General features: G+C 42.4%; 2 protein-coding genes. One reads left to right on the top strand and one right to left on the bottom strand.

The window, feature by feature from the left end; translation table 11 throughout:
- The coding region (locus CXF78_RS22025; protein ID WP_145991582.1) for a 4'-phosphopantetheinyl transferase family protein at nt 1–505 on the top strand (505 nt) is incomplete at its 5' end.
- 156 nt (nt 506–661) lie between these two features.
- Here CXF78_RS22025 and CXF78_RS19790 read toward each other — a convergent pair.
- A complete protein-coding gene (locus CXF78_RS19790) occupies nt 662–2,626 on the bottom strand; it encodes an alkyl/aryl-sulfatase (protein ID WP_102037724.1) in 1,965 nt (654 codons plus the stop codon).
- Nucleotides 2,627–2,640: the final 14 nt, after the last annotated feature.

The following is a 2,640-nucleotide window of genomic DNA, read 5'->3' on the forward strand; positions in this document are numbered from 1 at the left end:
TGTCGACATTGAACGCGAGCGCAGCAGTACTGATATAGTGCCCATTTTGAATCACTATTTTACCGACGCAGAAACCAACACCTTGTTGCAATTGCCCGAGGAATTACAACGACAACGTTTTTTTGATCTGTGGTCTGTAAAAGAATCCTACATTAAGGCGCGTGGACTTGGATTAGCGTTATCACTCAAGTCATTTAGTGTTGATTTTAGTCGTTCACAACAGTGTCATATCCCGCTACAGTTGATTGATAATGGCAGTAAGCCAATCGAGTTACATAAGCTAGTAAAGCTGAAGTTCACTGATAGTAAAGAGCCTGCCGCAAGCGATTTTAGTTGGCAAACGGTGATGGGACGACTCGATGAAGAATACCGTTTTGCAGTGACTTTGGGGTTGGCTAGCTCAGCAGCTTCTACCTTGGCAACTGAGTCATACTCCATTTACAACACGTTATCGTGTACTCAATTAAGCCTTGGTGATTTGCTGAATGTATACAAGGAGTCTTAACCAAAGCAGAGCTTTGGCTAAGACTCAAGTGAGTGCCAGTCTTTAAACCTTGTCAACATAGGTAACATCAATACAACCAACATGACACGGCCAATCCCAAAACCGCTAGCATCGAGCCAATCAGCCCATCATTCACGTAAATATACCGTCACTCGATTAGTTTAATGGCACAATTTCAAATTGGTCATTGAACTGCACTAAGGTTGAGGCGATTTTGCCAAAAGCTTGTTTGTCGCCGGTCATGTTAGCTTTACCTTGTTGTAGCAATTGTTTTAATGATGTTTTACCTAATAACATGTTGACCATATCCGTTTTGGCAATCGTTAATGTGGCGTCGGCAGGTTGTGGGCTGTCAACAACAATATTGTTCAAGTTTCCATGGCTAAGCTCTACGAATATGGTTGTTTCAACGTCACCTTGTTTAGTTTTAGTGACCACATTTAAACTGACGTTTCCAAGTTTAGCTGCGGCTATGCTATCGACTTTTACGGCAAGAAAATCAAATAATGTAGCCACATCCATTTCACCCAACACATCAGCCGATGCCGACTTAGGTGCGCCTGGTTGAATACCCACGCGTAACTCTTGTGCGCCAGTTAAATAGATGTTTCTCCAACCTGCGCCTTCAGCTTGATAACCCAACTGCTCATAGGCATCGGCGAGTAAATCACGTGCCTGTTGATGACTAGGCTCCGCCATCACGACTTTGTTTAATACAGTGGCAACAAATCGGTAATCACCTTGGTTAAAGTCCGCTTGTGCTTTTTCAACCACTTTGTTGGCGCCGCCCATGTATTCAACAAACTTAAGCGACTCTTTTTTTGTGGGTAAGGGATTCAGATTGGCAGGGTTCATATCGAAATAACCCAGATACATATTATAAACTGCTTTGGCATTATGGCTGTAAGTACCGTGATAGCCATTGGTGTACCAGGTTTGCTTAACCTCTTGCGGAATAGTATTCATGATCGCATCGCCAATATCTTGTAATACTACGCCTTGGTTAGCTAATCGTAATGATTGGTTATGGACCAAACCATAGTTATCGCGTTGCATTTTAAGGTAAGAGTTTACTTGTTCGTTGCCCCATACCGGTGCTGAATGCGATGCAAAAAGCACTTCAACATCTTGGCCGAACGAGCTGATCATTTGGTTAATATTTTTAGACCACTTAAGTGCATCGCGTACTTTGGCACCTCGTAGGGTGTAGATATTGTGCATACCATCGTAGGTAAGCTCTGCCGACGATAACGCTTTTTTTGACGGAATATAGGTCACCATTTCACTTGCTGCTTCTGTACCAGACACGTCCATAAAGACCATTTCTAGGCCATCAATGACCAGAGTTTCCCATGGTCCTTGTTGATTAATTTCATAATCTGGTTTTACGTAAGTGATTTCGCCTTTTGATAATCCTTTTGCCAATGCTGCATCAATAATACCGTGATTATTTTTACCCAGTGTTACGCCATATTGGTAACTGGCTCGGCGACTCATGGCATTACCTGCAAGCACATTTTCGTCTACTATTTCAGCGGTAATATTATTTGAACCGTACACTTTCACGTCAGGATATAAGTTTTGAACCCCGCGCGCTCCACCAAAGTGATCTGCATGACTGTGGGAATAAATCATTGCTACAATGGGTAAGTTGTTGCCTTCTGGTAAGTGTTCAAAAGCAAATTTTAGTGATTGCTCTGCGGCTTCTTTTGTTAACAGTACATCATAAACAATCCAGCCTGTTTCACCTCGAATCAAGGTCATATTAGATAAGTCAGTGCCACGAATTTGGTAGATACCATCAGTCACTTTATATAAACCGTTGGGTACCATATTAAGTTGTGCTTGACGATAAAGTGATGGATTAACCGAGTCAGGAAATTGTTCACTGATAAAGCTAAATTCTGCTCGTAAAATGTCAGCGGTTACTTGGTCGAACTCAGCAATTTGGTTTCGACTAAAGCGGTCAAAGGCTGTTTTATCGTTAAAGTTAAGGCCTTTTGCAACTTCGGCATTATGCGCCGCCGTAACGGATGTAGCAGGCTTGCCTGAATAGTCGACACTAATGTGGTCGTGTTGATGTTGAGCTGCAAATACAGTGAATGGAAGTGTCGTTAGCATTGAAATGGCTATGA

This window comes from Shewanella sp. 11B5, assembly GCF_002836795.1.
In the GTDB taxonomy this organism is placed as follows: domain Bacteria; phylum Pseudomonadota; class Gammaproteobacteria; order Enterobacterales; family Shewanellaceae; genus Shewanella; species Shewanella frigidimarina.